The following is an 18,317-nucleotide window of genomic DNA, read 5'->3' as shown; positions in this document are numbered from 1 at the left end:
TTGAGCAAGGAGGCCCGCGACCTCAGCTGGTTGGTGAGCGCGTTCGCGGAGCGCGTGCCGGGTGTCGCGCATGCCATCGTGGTGTCGTCGGACGGTCTGCTGGTCGCGGTCTCGGATCATCTGCCCCGGGACCACGCCGACAAGCTGTCGGCGGTGACCTCCGGGCTGATGAGCATCACCAGCGGCGCGGCCCAGATGTTCGACAATGACGTGGTGAAGCAGACCGTGGTCGAGATGGGCCGCGGCTACTTCTTGATCATGAACATCCGGGACGGTTCGATCCTCGCCACGCTTGCCGCAAGCGACGCGGACATCGGTGTCGTCGGCTATGAGATGGCGCGGTTGGCCAAGCAGGCTGGTGAGATGCTGACTCCGGCGTTGCGCGCCGAACTGCAGCAGGCGCTGCCGCGCTGAACTCAGTCGGCGACGTCCACCATGAGCGTGGTGAGCATGAGGTCGAGCTGGATGGAGATATTGGTGTCCACTGTGCCCTCTCGTCGGTGTCCGGCGAGTCTCGACCTCAGCTCGCCGGTCCGGTGTCGTAGCTGCTCAGGCGTGGCACCTTCCGCCACCGAGACGCGCAACTGGTCGGCCGCGTCGCGTAGGTCAGCTGCGGCATCCGCACGGATCCGCCCGTCGGTGGAGCCGTCGGCCACGAGCAGATCGAACTGCTCCACCACCCGCGCCGCCGTGGCCAGCAACTCCGGCGGCGTGTCGGCCGACCCGGTCGGTGGCCCGGTCGCCTCGGCCGCCGGCGCGGTCGCAACCGGCGAGGGCGCTGCCGCGTGTTCGGCGGCCGGCAGAGGTGCGCCGAGTACCGCGGCCGCCACGACCGCGAAGGCCAGCAGCGCTGCCGCTCCGGCCCCGGCAAGACCGACCGCCGTCGGGGACAACCGGGCCCGGTCGGTGGGCGGTCGCGCGCCGGCCCGGTCCGCCGTGCCCGCTGGGACGGCCGACCGCGCCACCATCGCGGCCCGCCGCGGTGCCGGCCGGTGCGGCTGGGCCACCATCGCGGCCTGCCGCAGCACCGGCTCGGCCGGCCGGGTCGTCGGCAGCCGGTCCACCAAGGTCCGGCCGCCGGACGAAGCGCCGACCGGGCGCGGGCCGGGCAACGGGAACTCGACCATCACGCCGAGCACCGTGTGCAGGGCGTCGGCGACCTCACCGGCGGCTGGTCGCTGGGCCGGATCCCGGCTCAGGCAGGCGAGGCAGAGGTCGGCGGCCGGGGCGGGCAGTCCGTTGGCGCGGGGCCGCGCCGGCGGGTCCGGTCGCTGCAGTCGGACGGCCGCCTCCCGCCAACTGCCGGCGGGCACGGGTGGTGCCCCGGTCAGCATCTCGTAGTAGAGCGCGCCGAGGGCGTAGACGTCGGCCGCCGGATGGGCCGGCCAGTGGTGCAGCCGTTCCGGTGCGGCGTACGCCGGGGTGCCGAGCAACCAGCCGGCGTCGGGCGCGGGTCGGCCGTCGGCCACCGCGGCGATGCCGAAGTCCAGGATCTTGGCGCCACTTGCGGTGAGCATGATGTTGCCCGGCTTGATGTCCCGATGCACCACCCCGATCCGGTGGGCGGCGGCCAGGCCGCTGGCCACCTGTGCGGTCAACCAGACCGCAGCCTGCCAGGGCAGTGGCCCGCCGGCCAGTCGGGCGGCGAGATTCTCCCCGTCGACCAGTTCGAGGACCAGAAACGGCACCACGTCGGTTTCGGTGATCGCCGCCTCGCCATAGTCGTACACCTGGGTGACGTGCGGATGCGTGATCCGGGCTGCGGCCTGGGCCTCCTTCCGACAGGCGGCCCGTACCGCTGGCGCGATCGGCGGCGTGAGCGCCTTCACCGCGACCGGTCGGCCGAGCAGTTCGTCGCTGGCCCGCCACACCTCGGACATCCCACCCAGCCCGATCCGGTCGACCAATACGTATCTCCGGTCGAGACGCAACCCAGGACCGAACACCATGGTCACAGTCTGTCCTGGTGCGTGTGTGGTTTGGTGCGGTTTTCTGGTTACCGACGGTGAGTTCCACCGGAGGATGTAATCCCGGCCGTCTCCCGCCCGACCGGCCATGGGGCCTCATCGCTGTCAGATGGCGTTCTCCGCGATCACCCGCCGGTACCAGTGTGCGCTCCGCTTGAAGATCCGCCGTTGCGTCGGGTAGTCGACGTAGATCAGCCCCCAGCGCTGCTGGTACCCCTCGGCCCATTCGAAGTTGTCCAGCAGCGACCAGACGTGGTAGCTCTCCACGTTGACGCCGGTGCTGATCGCCCGATGCACGGCGGCGAGGTGATCACGGAGGAAGGCGACCCGGCCAGGGTCGTCCACCGAACCGTCCGCCGCCAACCGGTCCGGGGTGGGCAGGCCGTTCTCGGTGATCGTGATCGGCACGGTGCCGTACTCCCGGTGCACCCGGGTGAGGACGTCGAACATGCCGTCCGGGTGGATCTGCTGCCAGTCCGCCTCCGAGGTCGGCCAGCGTCGGACCGTGCTGCCGTCTGCGGCGACGTAGAACGGGGTGTAGTACTGGACGGCCAGCAGGTCGATCGGCTCGGCGATGACATCGAGGTCACCGTCGTGGATCCCACCGGCCAGCCGGCTGGCCGGGCCGAGATCGGCAAGGACGTCCGCCGGGTAGCTGGCGAGGAAGATCGGGTCCAGGTACAGCCGGTTCTCGTAGCCGTCGTACAGGCGGGCCGCAGCGGCGGCGGCCGGGCTGCCGTCGGCGGGGTAGCAGGGATGCAGGTTGAGCGCCGGGCCGATCCGGCACGCGGCCCGCTCGGCGCGCAGCGCCTGTACGGCCAGGCCGTGCGCGAGTTGGAGGTGGTGGGCGACCAGGTACGCTGCGTCCGCGTCCGGTCGGCCCGGTGCGTGATGCCCGCTGAGATAGCCGTTCTGTACCACGGTCTTGGGTTCGTTGATCGTCAGCCAGATCGGGACCTCGCTACCGAGGGCGTGGAACAGGATCTGGGCGTACTCGGCGAAGCGGTACGCGACGTCGCGCTGTTCCCAACCGCCGAGGTCCTGCAGCGCCTGTGGCAGGTCCCAGTGGAACAGGGTGGCCATCGGCTCGATGCCCCGCTCGACCAGGCCGGCGACCAGCCGGCGGTAGAAGTCCAGCCCGCGCCGGTTGGGCTGCCCGGTGCCGTCGGGCTGGATCCGTGGCCAGGAGATGGAGAACCGGTAGCTGTGCAGCCCGAGCTTACGCATCAGGTCGAGGTCGTGGCCGTACCGATGGTAGTGGTCGGCCGCGACGTCGCCGGTGTCGCCGCCGCGGGTCCGACCGGGGGTGTGGCTGAAGGTGTCCCACACCGATTCGCCCCGGCCGTCCTCTTTGGCGGCACCTTCGATCTGGTAGGCGGAGGTCGCCGCGCCCCAGCGGAAGTTGTTGGGAAAGTGCAGACCGATCGGACGTTCGGGATCGGTGCGGTGGCGGATGGCCGGGTCGGCTCCGGTCGCGCCGGCTGGTTCGGCTCCGGTTGCGCCGGCCGGGTCGGCACCGGTTGCGTCGGCCGGGTCGGCCGGGTCGGCGACGGCTCGGCCGGGTTCGGCGCCGGTGGTGCGGCCGGTGCCGGTGGCGCGGCCTGGATCGCCGCTCGGATCGCCGTTCGCGGCGCGGACGGCGGAACGCTCGGCCCGGCGGTGCAGGTGCCGGCGGGACAGTACGGCCATCGGGCTCTCCTGACAGTGGTGTCCGATCCACTGCGGTGCGGCACGGGCGCGCGGGTGCGCCGGTCAGGTGGCGCGGATGGGGGATCGGCGTTGGTGGAACCGGGTCGCGTCGGCCGGACGGCCGGACGGGGTGCCGGGTCGACCGATTTCCTGCCGGGTGGGGGGAAGTAGTGTGGGGACGGGGAGGGCAACCCCCGTCCCCACCATCAGTTGCTCTCACGCACGAGCGGTTTGGCGTCCAGGTCGTGCGTGACGCGCGGGAGCCGGGCCACGCGAGTGGCTCTGGATCCACCTCCTCTCCCGGGTGGTGTCTGCAGCTGCCGGCGGAGTCCGGGCTGGCCCGCCGTCAGCTGTACGACCGGTAGTGGTGTGCTCCACCGGGGCGGCGGAGCACCGCAGGTACGGTGTACTCTCACGTGTTGCCACATCCATCGATGGAAGCGCTCCCATCGACGTTGGTTCTGGACTGTAGTCTCCGTCACGGGTTTGTGAAAGACCCAAAACGAGATCGAAACATGTTGGTGGCGTGAGTGAGTTCGTCCGCACCCGACCTTCCCCGGTGAATCGCCTGCTCAGCGTGGGTTCGTCTCGGGTCCGTGGTGGGTTGTCGAAGGTTGCCACTTGCTGCGGGAGCGCTCCCATGTAACACTGTCGACCATCGCAGGTGGGAGCCAGCAGACCACGCGACAGCGGCAGCCGAGGGCATCCGACTCCGTGTCGGTACGGCGCCACGCAGTGAACCGGAGCCGCCGGTCCGGCGCCCTCCGTCGTATGCAGACCCCGGTCCGGGACGGGTCGCACCCATCCGGCGCCTGGCGTCCGACGCGCTGCTCCACGACATCGCCCACCGCGCCCAAGGCGCCAAGCCGAGGTGTACCTCACTGCCTCGGCCTGGTTCGCGAGGAGAACCCCGCACATGAGATTGACCGCGACGAGACGGCGGCTGGCAATGTTCGCCGCTGGCGTGATGGTCGTCGGAGGTGTCGCCGCCGTCCCCGGCGTCGCCAACGCGGCCACCGCCTGCGACGTCGTCTATTCGACCAACGACTGGAACAACGGCTTCACCGCCAACGTGACCATCGAGAACCTCGGTGATCCGCTCACCGGGTGGACCCTGCGCTTCACGTTCCCGGGCGGCCAGCGGGTCACCCAGGGCTGGTCGGCCAACTGGACCCAGTCCGGCAACGTGGTGACCGCGACCAACGCCGCCTGGAACGGCAACCTGGCCACCGGTCAGTCCACCAACATCGGCTTCAACGGCTCGCACACCGGCTCGAACCCCCGGCCTACCTCGTTCTCCATCAACGGTGTGACCTGCAACGGCGCGGCGGAGAACCAGCCGCCCACGGTTGGTCTGACGGTGCCGTCGGGGCCGTTCATCGCGCCGGCCGACGTTCCGTTGACCGCGACCGCCAGCGACCCCGACGGCACTGTCGACCGGGTCGAGTTCTACCGCAACGGGCTGCTGGTCAACACCGACACGACCAGCCCTTACCAGTACGTCATGGAGGACCTGCCGGCAGGCAGCTACACCGTGCAGGCCCGGGCGTACGACAACGCCGGCGCCAGCGCCACCGCCGAACGGTCGTTCACCGTCGGCCAGGCAAACCCCGGCCCGGCCCTGGTCGCCACGCCGTCATCGGTGAGCGTCGAAGAAGGCGGCAGCAACACCTTCAACCTGCGGTTGAGCTCCGCCCCGACCAGCAATGTGCCGGTCAGCCTGGCGATCTCCGGAGACACCAGCATCACCCGGTCGCCGTCGTCGGTCACCCTGACGCCGAGCAACTGGAACACCGGCGCGACGGTCACCGTCGCCGCCGCCGAGGACAGTGACACGGTCAGCGGCACCGCCACGATCACCGCCTCGGCGAGTGGTCTGGCACCACTGGCCATCGTGGTCACCGAGATGGACAACGACTCACCCGGCGGTGACAACGAGTACACCGAGCGCTTCCTGGAGCAGTACGGCAAGATCAAGAACTCGGGGTACTTCAGCCCCGAGGGCGTGCCCTACCACTCCATCGAGACGCTGATCGTCGAGGCCCCGGACCACGGTCACGAGACCACCTCGGAGGCGTTCAGCTTCTGGATCTGGCTGGAGGCCAGCTACGGTCGGGTCACCGAGAACTGGGCGCCGTTCAACAACGCCTGGACCGTGATGGAGCAGTACATCATCCCGGGCACCGCCGACCAGCCGACCGCGGGTGTGGCCGGCACCCCGCAGTACGCCGCCGAGTACCTGCAGCCCAACCAGTACCCGTCGCGGCTGGACCAGAACGTCCCGGTCGGTACCGACCCGCTGCGCAACGAGCTGCAGTCGGCGTACGGCACCGGCGAGATCTACGGCATGCACTGGCTGCTCGACGTGGACAACGTCTACGGCTACGGCCACTGCGGTGACGGCACCACCCGTCCCGCGTACATCAACACCTTCCAGCGGGGCCCGCAGGAGTCGGTCTGGGAGACCGTCCCGCAGCCGTCCTGCGACACCAAGGCGCACGGCGGCCCGAACGGCTACCTGGACCTGTTCGTGGCCGAGGACAACGCGCCGGCGTCGCAGTGGAAGTACACCAACGCGCCGGACGCCGACGCCCGCGCCATCCAGGCCGCCTACTGGGCGCTGGTCTGGGCCGAGGAGCAGGGCAACGAGGCCGAGATCGCGCAGACCATCGCCAAGGCCGCCCGGATGGGTGACTACCTGCGGTACGCGATGTTCGACAAGTACTTCAAGCGGATCGGCAACTGCGTCGGCGCGACCAGTTGCCCGGCTGCCACCGGCAAGGACTCGGCGCACTACCTGATGTCCTGGTACTACGCCTGGGGTGGCGCCACCGACACCTCGGCGGCCTGGTCGTGGCGGATCGGCTCCAGCCACAACCACTTCGGCTACCAGAACCCGTTCGCCGCCTGGGCGCTGACCAACGTGCCCGAGCTGCAGCCGCGCGGCGCCACCGCGGTGCAGGACTGGACCGAGAGCTTCGACCGGCAGATGGAGTTCTACCAGTGGCTGCAGTCCGCTGAAGGCGCCATCGCCGGCGGTGCGACCAACAGCTGGAACGGCTCCTACGCCCAGCCGCCGTCGGGAACCCCGACCTTCTACGGCATGTACTACACGGAGCACCCGGTCTACCACGACCCGGGCAGCAACGAGTGGTTCGGCATGCAGGTCTGGTCGCTGCAGCGGGTGGCCGAGGTCTACTACGTGACCGGTGACGCCCGGGCCAAGCAGATCCTCGACAAGTGGGTGCCGTGGGCCATCTCGCACACCGAGATCGGCACCGGCGGGGACTTCTCGATCCCGTCGACCATGGAGTGGACCGGCGCGCCGGACACCTGGAACCCGAGCAACCCCGGTGCCAACAACAACCTGCACGTCGAGGTCGTCGGCACCGGCCAGGACGTCGGCGTGGCCTCGGCCTACGCCCGGACCCTGATGTGGTACGCGGCCGCCTCCGGCAACACCGAGGCCCGCGACACCGCCAAGGGCCTGCTGGACGCGTTGTACGCCAACGCCGACGCGCAGGGCTCCTCCACGGTGGAGTCTCGGGGCGACTACCGTCGCTTCGACGACGTCTACGACGCCTCGACCGGGCAGGGTCTGTACATCCCGAACGGCTGGTCGGGCACCATGCCCAACGGCGACGTGATCGAGCCGGGCGCGAGCTTCCTGGACATCCGGTCGTTCTACCTGGACGACCCGGACTGGCCGAAGGTCGAGGCGTACCTCAACGGTGGGCCGGAGCCGGAGTTCCGCTACCACCGGTTCTGGGCACAGGCTGACCTGGCGATGGCCTACGCCGACTTCGGTCACCTGTTCCCGGACAACTGAGACCGGTGTCCGGGTGGGCGGCCGGCCCCGCCCGCCCGGACACCTTCATCACGATCCATCACCTGAACCGACACCGACGTACCACCGTCCCACCAAACGGTCCGGCACCGCCTGACGGTGCCGAACCACCGCAGACGGCCTGATTCCCACGGTCAGGCCCGCCCGTGGTGGGTCGGCCGGGATTGGCCAACGCAGCGATCCCGGTCGGCCCACCACACCCTTGTGTTCGTCGGCTGACGTCAGCCCCGGTAGCACCGCCAGCTGTACGCGTCCCGACGACTGCCGGCCTCGGCGGTGACCGGCTCGCCGTACCGACTGGCGCAGGCCCGGCGGACGTCGAGATCCCGGTCATGATGGGTCCAGGGCCGGACGCATTCCCAGTCGGTGCCGTTGCCCGGCCAGTCGCGCGGCCACGCCATCCACTCGCCGCCGTGCTCCTGTTTGCAGTAGCTGTCCAGCATGCCCCGGAGATCGTCGCTGTTGTCCGGGCCGAGCAGCTCCGGCTCGCCGCCACCGGGCGGGGCGGCGCTGGACGCCGGCGGATCCTCCGACGGGGGCGGGGGAGGGGCGGGGTCGGACGCCGGCTGTTCGGGGGGCACGGCCGGCGGTTCGGCCTGCCGCACCTCGGGTGACTCCCCGCCGTTGCCGGCGGCCGGCGAGGCGTCGGTGACCTCCGGCGTGACGGTCGCGGTTGGGGCGCTGCCCGCCGTCGCGGTCGGCGAGCCCGTCGAACTCGCCGGGCTCCACAACAGTCCGTTGCCGGAGACGAACGGTGCCGAGCACAGCAGCGCCACCGCGGCGACCGAACCGGCGGCCACCACCCAGCCGTACCGGCGGGCCAGCGCGATGAACCGGTCCGGCTCGTCCGGTGGCGCGGTCGGGGCCGGCCCTGGCGCGGTCGCTACCGGTCCCGGCAGTGGTCCCGTCGGTCCCGGCCCGGTGCCGGCCGGTCCAGCCGGTGGTTGTGCCGGGCCGGCGGGCAGGTTCGCGTCGGCGGCGTCGGCAGCGGGACGGACGGCCGCAGGGCGGACCACCGGCTGCTCGACCGTCGGTTCGTCGAACGCGTCGGCCTGGCGGTTCGCGGCCCGACGGCCCCGGCGAGCCGTGGCGCTCGACGGCTGGACGATCGGCTGCTCGACCGTTGGCTGCTCGATCGCCGGCTGCTCGACCGTTGGCTGCTCGACCGTTGGCTGCTCGACCGTTGGTGCGTCCGGAACCCTCGGGCCCGGCGGCCGGCCACCGGGCAGCGCGTTCAGCTCGACGGTCGGCTGCGTGAGGGCACTGTCCGCAGCGGAGTCGCTGCGTCTGGTGCCGCGAGCGGAGTCAGCAGGTTTCTCGGCCACGGAAACGCCTGCCTCCTTGTGCGGATGCGGTCGGGACAGCGTGTCACTCTAGTCACATCCGTACCGGCCCGGGTCGTACGGGAGGCCGATTCGTCACCGTAGGTCGGCCGGTACCGGATGGCGTATCCCCGGGTGCCCGGCCGGAAGCGACCGGCGGAGCACCCACCAGCTCACCGCCAGGCAGGCGGCGACCAGCGGCCAGGTCAGCGCGACCCGTAAGGCGGCCAGCGCCATCACCTGGTCGGCGAGATAGAGCGGGACGAAGACGGCCACCCGGGTCACGTACTGCCCCACCCAGACCCAGCTGGCCCGGCCGTACGCGCGCAGCAGCGCCGGATCCCGGCGCCACCGGGTGCGTTGGCCCAGCACCGCGCCCACCACCACGCCGAGCAGCGGCCACCGGACGACGATGCTGAGCACCCAGGCCAGTGCGCTCGCCGCGTTGGACAGCAGCTGCAGCAGGAAGTAATCGGACGCCCGACCGGTGCGCAGCGCGATCACCGCGGCGACGCAGACGGCGATCAGCCCGATCAGCACCGACCGGGGCCGATCGCGACGCCACAGGCGTACCCCGGCGATCACCACACCGACCGCGACCGCGCAGCACACGCCGACCCAGATCGACTCCCCGCCGGCCACCCATCCGACGCCGTACGCCACCGCCGGCAGCGTGGCGTCGATAGCGCCTCGTCGCCCGCCGAGCAGCTGCGCGAGTGACTCCGTCTGGGTGTCGCCCGATGTCCCGGTCACCGTCCGCCTCCCGCCGCCGTCCTTAGGTAAGGCTAACCGCTCCCTGTGGTGTCGGCGGTGGCGGCTGTCCGCCGGCGACCGTCCCAGCGCAGCGGACCGGGGTGCAGCGACCAGACCAGCCGCTGCCACCACGGCCGCCGGGCACGTAGCGCCGCCACCCAGACGGTGGCGTAACCACCGGCGCGCCGGGCCTGCTCGTCGTCGGTCTGCCCCGGTGCGAAGCTGGCGAGGTTGACCAGCTCGGCCAGCGGGTCGAGCCGGGGCAGCGCCGCACCGTCCGGCAGCGCCCGACCGTGTCCGGCCACCTCGCTGGCGGACATGTGCACCCCGGCCGGGTGACCGGCCAGCCGGAGCGCGTCGACCACCTCGAGCCAGGCCCCGCAGATCCGGTGCGCGGGCGTGCCACCGTCGAGTCGCCGGTCGCGTAGCCGGCGACGCAGCAGCAGGACGACGCCGGCCCATCCGGCCGCGCCGAGCCCGGCCACTGTTGCCGCGACGACGCCGAGCAGCCAGCCGGACGGCCGACCGCCCGGCGGTGCGGAGGCCGCCGAGGGCGGTGTCGACGGCGGCGGGTCGACCGTCGGTAGCACGGACGGCTCCACCGACGGCGTCGGCTCGTCCGGTGCCGGCCGGAACTCCTCCTCGATCGGGCGCGGCGTGCTGTCCGGTCGGGGCAGCGGATCGAACGGCACCCAACCGACACCGGAGAAGAGCACCTCCGGCCAGGCCACCGCGTGCCTGCCGTGCACCGTCGCGTCACCGGACGGCACCACGAACCCGACGACCACCCGGGTGGGCAGCCCCATCAGCCGGCCGAGCAGCGCGTAGGCGGCGGCGAACTGCTCGGAGGTGCCCCGCTGGCCGCCGGCGTCGCGTGGCCCGAAGAGGAAGAAACCCAGATTCGGGTACGCGTGCCCGCTCGGCGCGTCGGCGACAAGTTGGTAGTGGTCGGCGAGGAACTGCTCGACGGCCAGCGCCCGCTGGTACGGCGCACCGTTGTCCCGGGCGAGCTGCTGGGCGAGCCGACGGATCTCCGCGGGCACCCCGTCGGCCACCCGCAGCGTCCGGGCCACCGACTCCCCGGCCGGCACGTCTGCGGTGGTCAGCGCGTTCAGCGGTGGTCGACGCGGCACCGAGTCGACGGCGTACGTGACGCCGGGGGTGAGACCCTCGGGGTGCAGCAGGGTGCTGCTGGCCCGGTCGTACGCCACCCGGACGCCGTCGACCCGTACCGGGGCGGTGATCGCGGGCAGCAGCCGGCCGGACAGCTCGGCCACGGTGATCTCCTGGCGTACGGCGTCCGTCGACGACGCGTCGGTCCGCGACGCCGCAGCGTCCTCGACCGGCGGCAGCACCCGGCCGGCGTTGCGATAGGTCCCGCCGACCCGCCAGGTGACGCCGTCGTAGTCGTGCAGCACAGCCAGGGTCAACCGCAGCGCACCGTCTCCGGTCGGACGCGGGTCGGCCCCAGCAGCTCGCTGCCCCTCCACCGTCGAGACCGGGGACGCGTCGACCTGCAGGTCGAACAGCGGCTGGTCGGGATTGAGCGCCCAACCGGAGATCCTGATCAGGGGATTCTCGTCGAGAATCTCCACCTGCGGCGGTGCGACGTAGCGGCGTGGGTCGACGTCGGTCGTCGCGATCCGGGCCACCACCCACGGGGCGCTCACCGCCACCAGCAGCAGTACGGTGGCCGCGCCGGCCAACGACACCGCCGCCGTCCGCAGCCGTACCGCCGTCAGCGCGCCACCACCGCCCGGCCCGGCCGGCTGGTCGACCGTTGCCGCCGGCTCGCTCGGCCGGGCAGCGGGCACCGGTGCCGCGGTGACCAGCAGCCCGACCGCCGCCGCCGCGACGAACAGCAGCGCCGGCCACCGGGCCGGCTCGGCGTTCGGCCCGACCACGAACGCCGCAGCGCCGAACAGCAGCAGCGGCGGTAGGCAGCCGAGCAGCATGCGCCGGGCCCGTACCGCGAGCTCGGTCGCGGTGAAGCCGGCGAGCCAGCTGGCCACGACCGGAACCACCACCGTGTCCGGCACCGCCTCCATCGGAATCATCGCGGTCAGCAGTCGGGGCACCCCGTTCGCGGCGGCGTCGGCGAGTAGCCGGGTCACCGGGCCGGTCAGCTCCGCCCGGTCCGCCGTCCACCATCCGGCCGCCAGCAGGTAGCCAGCCATCAGCACGACCGACAGCGGCGCCACCTGCCAGTTCGGTAGCCGCCGGGCGAACGTGCCGACCAGCACCGCCGCCGCGCCGGCGCCGCCGATCAGCCAGCCGGCCGCCGAACCGTCGTAGATCCGGCCGAGCAGGACCGCTGCTGACCCGGTCATCGCGATCAGCGCCGCCGCCACCGCACCGAGACGCGCCAGCCCGGTCGTTTGGTCACCGGTCACCGGTCACCTGCCGCGTCCCACCCGGCGGCGAAGCCGGCACCGTCGTCCGCCTCGACGAACAGCACGCCGGCCAGCCCGGTCGGGGCACCCACCGCCGGTGCCCCGCCTGCCGACGGGTCGGCTGCGCCGGTGATCCGGCCTACCAGGATGGTCGCGAAGACTGCGCGCAGCGCACCGATGCGGGCGACGGCGTCCGGATCACCGGCACCGGCCAGATAGACCAGCGTGTCGCCGGGCCGTTGCTGGCGCAGCTGGTCGCAGACCTGTCGGACCGGGTCCCCGCCGGTCAGCCGGTCGGCGCCGGCCAGCGTGACCTCGGCCAGCCGGTCCAGCGGGTGCCGACTTGGCGTGCCGTCCGGCGGCGGCTGGTCGACGACCATCCGCAGCAGCACCGGAAGGTCGGCCCGGGTCGCCGCGTCGACCACCGACGCCGCCGCCTCACAGGCCGACTCGAACGTCGCCGACGCCCCGTCAACCTGGTCGTGGTACGCGACCGTCCGGTTGTCCAGCAGCACCACCATCCGGGGCAGACTGGTGTCGACGTGTTCCCGCACCATCAGCTGGCCGATCCGGGCGCTGGTGCGCCAGTGCACCCGGCGCAGTTCGTCGCCGACGACGTACTCCCGCAACGAGTCGAAGGTGATGCTGCCGTGCGGCACCCGGTCGATCTGGCCGTCCAGGCTCCGGGCGATCCCGGCCGGCACCGCGCGCAGCGGATGCACCTGCGGCCGGACCCACACCCGGACCGGTTCGCCGTCCGCGCGCGCGACGGCGACCAGGCCGAACGGGTCGCGGCGGAGCACCCGCAACGGGCCGACCGGGAGCACGCCCCGGCGATCGGTGGGCACCGGATAGCGCACCGTGGTCGTGGCGCCGGAGCGCAACCGGGCCAGCGGCACCGGGATCCACCGCCGGCCGCACCGCTCCTCGGCGAGGACGCTCGCCACGCCCCACCGCCGCAGGTTGCCGACCTGCAACGTCACGGTGCAGACATCGCCCCGGTTCACCCGGTCGGGTTCGACGGTACGGCGTACCGACAGCCGGGGCTGCCACAGCGCGTAGCCGGCCGCGTAGCCGACCACCGTCAGCCCGGCGGTGCCGAGCAGTGCGAGCTCCGGATAGCCGAGCACGGACCCGAGGGCGGTGAGCAGCGCGGCGGTGACGCCTAGGCCGAGACAGCGGGCGGTGACGTTCATGGGGCGGCGGCTCAGACCCCGGCCGCTGCCGGCTGGGCGGCCGGCAGCGGCACCGGGACCGACCGGACCACGTCGGCGAGCACCTCGGCTGCCGTGACGCCACGCAGTTGGGCGTCCGCGGTGAGCAGCAGCCGGTGCGCGAAGACCGGCTCCAGCAGGGCCTTCAGATCCTCGGGCAGCACGAACCCCCGGCCGCCGATCAGCGCGTACGCGCAGGCCGCCCGGGTCAGCGCGATCACCCCGCGTGGACTGACCCCGACCCGGATCTGCGGGTGTGTCCTGGTCGCGGCCGCCAGCCGCACCGCGTACCCGTACAACGGGTCGGCGATGTGCACCCGCTGCGCCAGCTGGATGAGCTGGCCGACGGTGGCTGTGTCGGTCACCGGGTCGAGCGCCTCGGGGGACCGCAGGGTCGCCCCGCGCAGCACCTCGATCTCGGTCTGCTCATCGGGGTAGCCGACCGACAACCGGACCAGGAACCGGTCCAGCTGGGCCTCCGGCAACCGGTAGGTGCCGTCCATCTCGACCGGGTTCTGGGTGGCCACCACCAGGAACGGCCGGGGCACCGGATGCCGGACGCCGTCCACGGTGACCGTGCGTTCCTCCATCACCTCCAGCAGCGCCGACTGGGTCTTCGGCGAGGCGCGGTTGATCTCGTCGGCGATGACGATGTTGGCGAACACCGGGCCGGGATGGAACTCGAACCCCTGGGTGGACTGGTTGAAGATGGTCACTCCGGACACGTCGGCGGGCAACAGGTCGGGGGTGAACTGGATTCGACGCCAGTGGCCGTGCACGGTCGCGGCGACGGCCCGTGCCAGCGTGGTCTTGCCCACCCCGGGCACGTCCTCCAGCAGGACGTGGCCCTGCGCGAACAGGGCCGTCAGGGTCAGTCGCACCACCTGCGGTTTGCCCAGCACCACGGTGGAGATCTCCCCGGCCAGTCGGGCGGCGGTCGAGGCGAAGCCGGTTACCTCGTGGGACGTCAGCGGGGTGGTCGTGGTCACTGCGGCTGGTCTCCTCGCCGGGGTGGATCGGTGGCTGTCCGGGTGGGCGGTGTCAGCAGGTGGGCAGCTGGTTCAGGTCGTCGCCGCCGGCCAGGTTCAACCAGGCCCACGGGATGTAGTTCTTCCCGCTGTACTCCACCCGGATCCACCAGGTGCTGGCCTTCCCGCCGTTGTAGATCCAGGCGTCGACGTGCCCACCCTGGCGGCGGCACAGCGCGGTGAGTCGGGTGCCGTCGGGAACCCAGCCGACCTGGCGGCTGTTGTCCTGCTCCGGCACGGAGAAGATCTCGTTGCCGTTGCGCCCGGGAACGTCGTCGTCGCAGTAGGTGCGTTGCTCGCCGTCCGGGCCGTTGACGCAGGTGGCGGTGCCGTACAGGTCCGCGGTCGCCCGGCTGTGGGTGGCGGTGCCGGTGCCGGCCGCGTTGCTGGCCCGGACGGTGAACCGGTAGGACCGTCCCGGGTAGAGTCCGCCGACCCGGATGCTGTCGCAGCTGCCGGTGACGGCCGCCGCGCCGTCGGCCGCCGCGCTGCAGGTGACGTTCCCGCCGCCGGCATCCACCGAGAAGCTCAGGGTGACCGCGTTGGTGCCGGCGGTGGCACCGGTGACGGTGACCTTCGGTTCGGCGACGGTACGGGCCGTGGTACTCACCGGCGGGCCGTCACCGGCCTCGTTGACCGCATGCACCGAGACCGCCACGTCGGCCCCGTCGCCCAGCCCGGTCAGGGTGACGGCGGTGCCGTCGGACACCTCGGTGCGCTGGTCGCCGGCGGTCACCACGTACCCGGTGATCGGCCGCCCATTGTCCGGCGCTGGGGACCAGCCGACCCGGAGGGCTCCCCGCTGGTCGGCGACGGTGGTCGCCTCGACCGCCGCCGGCTCGCCCGGGACCGTGAAGGGCACCACCGAGTTGCTCAACGGTGACGCCGTCGAGTTGGCTCCCTGGTCGCTGACCGCGACGACGGTGAACGCGTACTGCGTGCCGTAGTCGAGCGACCCGGGCGCGAGGACCAGCTCGGTGCCGGAGACGTCGCCGACCGGCGCCGTGGCCTCGGCCGAGACCGCGGTGACCGTGTAGCCGCCGATGACGTTGCCCTGGCCGTCGGCGGCCGGCCAGCTCACCGCGACCGAGCCGTCCGCGCGGGCCTGCGCGGTGACGTTCGCCGGGGCGTCGGGCACCTCGGCGGTGGGGACGACCGGGTTGGACTCCCGCTCGGGACCCGCGCCCTCGGCGTTGACCGCATGGACCGAGAACCGGTACGTCTCGCCGTTGACCAGCTCGGTGACCTCGAACGACCGTTGGTTGGCTCCCACCTCGAAGCTGCGGCCGTCGCCGGTGACCACGTACCGCTGGATGCTCGAGCCGTTGTCCGCGGCCGCCTGCCAGCTGACCCGCACGGTGGAGTCGCCGGCCGCCGCGCTGACCGCGCGTGGCGCACCCGGCCGGCCGACCGTCGGCTCCGGTGGTGGTGGCGGTGGTGGTGGCGCCGGCGGTGGGTCACCGCCGAGGATGTCGTTGGCGTACTTGTCCACCTGCCGTACCTCATGGGCGTCGGTGACGACCCGGGCGGTGGCCGCGTCGGGCGCGTTGATGAACAGGTGGTTCTCCCGGACCTCCAGGTCGAGCGGGCCGGTGGTTTCGGTGACGTCGATCGACGGGAGCAGCGCTCCCGCCCCGTCGAACGCGAAGATCTCCCGGCTGCGTTCGTCGGCGCAGTAGACCCGGCCCGCCCAGCTGACGGCGGGACGTAGTGCGGATCCGCTGCCCGGCACCGACAGCTGCCGGACCTCGTCGTCGTCGACCAGGACGATGCGTCGCCGCTCGGGAACGGTGACCGCGACCAGGCTGCCGGTCGTGCGGGCCGGCAGGACGCCCGGACCGTCCAGGTCGAGCGGCACCTCGCGGCGGTCCCCGCCGCGCAGCAGGGTCAGCGTGCCGGCTGTCCGGTTGAGCACCGCGACGCCGTCGTCGAGTGCGGAGATGGTCAACTCGTTGCTGGGCGGGGCGACCGCCACGGTCCGGACTCGGGTCGGCCCGGCGGTGGCGTCGGTGGCGTCCGCATCCGGCTCGGTAGCCGCCGGCTGGGGGATCGATGAGTCGAAGACGGCCTCCGCCGCGCCCTGCGCCGGGTCGCTCGGCAGCGGCGCGGCGGTGATCGCCGAGACGGTGCCCTCGCTCGGCACTGCGATCCACAGCCGACCGGCGCCGTCGAAGTGTCCACCGGCGATCCCTGGCGGGTAGCGCACCGGGTCGCCGACGGGCTGCAGCGACCTGGGGTCGATCTGACGAACCACGCCCTGGACGGCGTCGATGACGAAGGCCGCGTCGCCTTGCATCGCCACGCTCACCCCGAGCCCGGTCGTGCTCTGGACTGTCGCGCCGACCTGCAACGTGGCGAGATCGAGCGAGCTCACCTTGCCGGTGGCCAGCTCGCGCAGGATCAGGAACTGGTCCGTCTGCACCACCTGAGTCTGGCGGCCCTGGGCGTCGGCGACCTCGACCCGGGTGTCGACCCGCCCGGTGAGCCCGTTGACCCTGGCCAGCTCGCTTCGGGCGGAGCTCCACAACCACGAACTCGCGTCGTAGCCGGCCGCCGCGTGGTCGGCCGCGCCGAGCCCGAGCACGGTGAGCCCCATGCCGACGACGAGCGCGGTGACCGTGCCGACAGTCACCAGCGTGCCGCGGCCGCGTCGTCGCCGGCCGTCGGGTCCGGCGCTCTGCCGTGTGCCGCCGTCGTGTGTGCCGCCGTCGGCTGTGTTGCCGTCGCCCGTGGTGACCACAGTAGGTCGCCTTCCGCCCGTCGGTCGTCTGGTGTCCGTCGTCCGTATCGTCGATCGTTGCCGGCCGGGGATCGCCCCGGCACCCGGCCGGAGGCCATCCTATGGGGCCGTCACGCTGGCCGGAAACTGCTCTGGCAGCCCCTGTGGACAACGTCGGACGAGATTACCGAAGAACTGCTCGAGAATTCATGTTTCCGCTGATCAACACCGAGTTTGTCGACTAGTCCGGATCGGCTGTCCGACGGTCGGTGCAGACCTGGTCCGAGGGGACGTAGTCGTCTGCGGAGTAGACGGCGAGCACCGCGAAACAGTAGTCGAGTTCGGGATTCAACCCGTTCACGGTGAATACGGTCTGGCCGGGATTGACCGTGGCGAGTGCGCCGAGTTGTTGTCCGCTACGGCCACTTGCGACGATGAACGGCACCGTTCCCGCGGTCGGGTCGGACCAGGCCAGCGTCACGGCCGTGGTGTCGTCGGTCAGCCGCAGGGCGGTCGGCGGGTCGCCGACCGCAGAGGGCTCGGACCCTGGACGCCCCGGTCCGGTCGGTGTGGTGGCTCGTCCGTCGAGCAGGACGGTGACACCCACGATGACCACGACCACGGCGGCGATGACCGCTGCGGCCGCGGCGCCGACCGCGACGACGACCGGTAGGGACCGCGACGGTGCCGCAACGCCTGCGGCCGGTCCGGTCACGGCGGTGGACAACGGCGGCGGCCGATCGGCGGCGGTCGTTACCTCCCGGCCGGAAACCGGGGGTGCCGGTGCCGGTGGTGTCGGCTGGGTGGGTGGTGTCGGCTGGGTGGGCGGTACCGGCCGGGCCGGCAGGTCTGGCACGCGCTGCGCAGCGGTGGGAGCCGGATCGACCGGGGCGACCGACGAGCCGGCCAGGTACTCCCGGGCCGCCCGGACCTGCCAGTGGTCATCACCGAGCTGCGCCGGGCCGGCGGCGGCGACCCGGGCGAAGTTGCGGCGGGCCTCATGCCGGTTGCCCAGTTCTTCGGCGAGCGTGCCGAGCTCGTACGCGATGGCCAGCATGACCGGCTCCCGGTCACCCAGCCGTAGTTCGCCTGCTGCCAGCGACTCCTCCAACAGCCGCCGGGCGGCTGTTGGGTCGCCGGCCTCACGTCGAAGGCGGGCCAGCAGGTGCGCGGTCCACAGGACCTCTGGTTCGTCCGTGCCGAAGGCGTCGCGGGCCGAATCCAGCGCCCGCAGCAGGTACTCGCACGCGCCGGCGAGGTCGCCGCCAGCACGCATGGCGGCCGCGTTGTCGCGGACACCGACGAGGAGGGAAGGCTGGGCCACCTCGCCATGCTGCCGGGTGCCGTCGGTCCACCCGGCCCCGGGGTACCGAACGGCAACGTCG

11 protein-coding genes are annotated in these 18,317 nt (G+C 72.3%); 2 read left to right on the top strand and 9 right to left on the bottom strand.

The window, feature by feature from the left end; genetic code table 11:
* A complete protein-coding gene (locus O7629_RS14295) occupies positions 1–414 on the top strand; it encodes a roadblock/LC7 domain-containing protein (RefSeq protein WP_199757848.1) in 414 nt (137 codons plus the stop codon).
* A 2-nt stretch (positions 415–416) separates the two neighbouring features.
* On the opposite strand, the gene O7629_RS14290 is transcribed toward O7629_RS14295, so the two are convergent.
* Positions 417–1,949 (bottom strand): serine/threonine protein kinase, encoded by a 1,533-nt coding sequence (locus tag O7629_RS14290; RefSeq protein ID WP_278169721.1) that lies wholly within the window; start codon positions 1,947–1,949, stop codon positions 417–419.
* A gap of 123 nt (positions 1,950–2,072) precedes the next feature.
* Positions 2,073–3,656 (bottom strand): GH1 family beta-glucosidase, encoded by a 1,584-nt coding sequence (locus tag O7629_RS14285; RefSeq protein ID WP_278169719.1) that lies wholly within the window; start codon positions 3,654–3,656, stop codon positions 2,073–2,075.
* Positions 3,657–4,572: 916 nt separating this feature from the next.
* Between O7629_RS14285 and O7629_RS14280 the strand changes: the two genes are divergently transcribed.
* Positions 4,573–7,485, top strand: coding sequence for a glycoside hydrolase family 48 protein (locus tag O7629_RS14280; protein ID WP_278169718.1), 2,913 nt, complete (start codon positions 4,573–4,575; stop codon positions 7,483–7,485).
* A gap of 239 nt (positions 7,486–7,724) precedes the next feature.
* Here O7629_RS14280 and O7629_RS14275 read toward each other — a convergent pair whose 3' ends face one another.
* The 7 genes from O7629_RS14275 to O7629_RS14245 form a co-directional block, all read right to left on the bottom strand.
* Positions 7,725–8,828 carry a hypothetical protein gene (locus tag O7629_RS14275; RefSeq protein WP_278169717.1) on the bottom strand — a complete coding sequence of 368 codons (1,104 nt, stop codon included), beginning with the start codon at positions 8,826–8,828 and terminating at the stop codon, positions 7,725–7,727.
* Between the two features lie 93 nt (positions 8,829–8,921).
* Positions 8,922–9,578 (bottom strand): DUF3159 domain-containing protein, encoded by a 657-nt coding sequence (locus O7629_RS14270; RefSeq protein WP_278169715.1) that lies wholly within the window; start codon positions 9,576–9,578, stop codon positions 8,922–8,924.
* Between the two features lie 32 nt (positions 9,579–9,610).
* Positions 9,611–11,971 (bottom strand): transglutaminase domain-containing protein, encoded by a 2,361-nt coding sequence (locus O7629_RS14265; protein ID WP_278169713.1) that lies wholly within the window; start codon positions 11,969–11,971, stop codon positions 9,611–9,613.
* Positions 11,968–13,167 (bottom strand): DUF58 domain-containing protein, encoded by a 1,200-nt coding sequence (locus O7629_RS14260; RefSeq protein WP_278169711.1) that lies wholly within the window; start codon positions 13,165–13,167, stop codon positions 11,968–11,970. Before O7629_RS14260 ends, O7629_RS14265 begins: the two co-directional genes overlap by 4 nt.
* An 11-nt stretch (positions 13,168–13,178) precedes the next feature.
* On the bottom strand, positions 13,179–14,174 hold the full coding sequence (locus O7629_RS14255) for a MoxR family ATPase (protein WP_278169709.1): 996 nt from the start codon (positions 14,172–14,174) through the stop codon (positions 13,179–13,181).
* A 52-nt stretch (positions 14,175–14,226) separates the two neighbouring features.
* Complete coding sequence (locus tag O7629_RS14250; protein ID WP_278169707.1) at positions 14,227–16,845, bottom strand: fibronectin type III domain-containing protein; 2,619 nt, start codon at positions 16,843–16,845, stop codon at positions 14,227–14,229.
* A 328-nt stretch (positions 16,846–17,173) separates the two neighbouring features.
* Positions 17,174–18,208 (bottom strand): tetratricopeptide repeat protein, encoded by a 1,035-nt coding sequence (locus tag O7629_RS14245; RefSeq protein ID WP_278174526.1) that lies wholly within the window; start codon positions 18,206–18,208, stop codon positions 17,174–17,176.
* Positions 18,209–18,317 lie beyond the last annotated feature (109 nt).

Origin of the sequence: Solwaraspora sp. WMMD792 (assembly GCF_029626105.1) — a bacterium.
GTDB lineage: Bacteria > Actinomycetota > Actinomycetes > Mycobacteriales > Micromonosporaceae > Micromonospora_E.
This window is presented reverse-complemented; position numbering and strand designations above follow the sequence as displayed.

Bases quoted from the DNA above. Each gene is read 5' to 3' on its own strand.
- O7629_RS14260 (WP_278169711.1), bottom strand. From the start codon at position 13,167: ATGAACGTCACCGCCCGCTGTCTCGGCCTAGGCGTCACCGCCGCGCTG.
- O7629_RS14285 (WP_278169719.1), bottom strand. From the start codon at position 3,656: ATGGCCGTACTGTCCCGCCGGCACCTGCACCGCCGGGCCGAGCGTTCC.
- O7629_RS14290 (WP_278169721.1), bottom strand. From the start codon at position 1,949: ATGGTGTTCGGTCCTGGGTTGCGTCTCGACCGGAGATACGTATTGGTC.
- O7629_RS14245 (WP_278174526.1), bottom strand. From the start codon at position 18,208: ATGCGTGCTGGCGGCGACCTCGCCGGCGCGTGCGAGTACCTGCTGCGG.
- O7629_RS14280 (WP_278169718.1), top strand. From the start codon at position 4,573: ATGAGATTGACCGCGACGAGACGGCGGCTGGCAATGTTCGCCGCTGGC.